1 pseudogene is annotated in these 324 nt (G+C 36.7%); it reads right to left on the bottom strand.

Going from position 1 to position 324, the window contains the following annotated elements:
• A pseudogene (locus WFZ86_RS20185) lies at positions 1-324 on the bottom strand (hypothetical protein); the annotation flags it as partial.

Below are 324 nucleotides of genomic sequence, written 5' to 3'. Positions count from 1 at the left end.
TCATTTTGGCTATCTCCTCTAGGGTTGTTCGCCTTTTGTGGATTTTCAGTGTTCTGAATTTTTCCATCAAACTGTTCTTCGACTTTTGACTTACGTAAATGCTCGGAATGATTATTATCTTATCCTTGCTTTTGACCGCACTCGGACGAATGGTAAAGCCTAAAAAGTCAAATCCTTTGGGGTATTTCTTTATAGATATTCCCCTTAAATTTACTATTTTGCTTTTCTCTGGATGCAAAGTCAGCTTGCAACTCTGCATTCTTTTGGTGATTAAATGAAGCAGATACAAGGCTTGTTTCTCAGTCTTGGAATGTACTATAATGT

The organism is Flavobacterium polysaccharolyticum, assembly GCF_038739875.1.
Taxonomy (GTDB): domain Bacteria; phylum Bacteroidota; class Bacteroidia; order Flavobacteriales; family Flavobacteriaceae; genus Flavobacterium; species Flavobacterium polysaccharolyticum.
The sequence above is the reverse complement of the archived record's forward strand: the minus strand, read 5'-3'. Positions and strand labels throughout refer to the sequence as shown.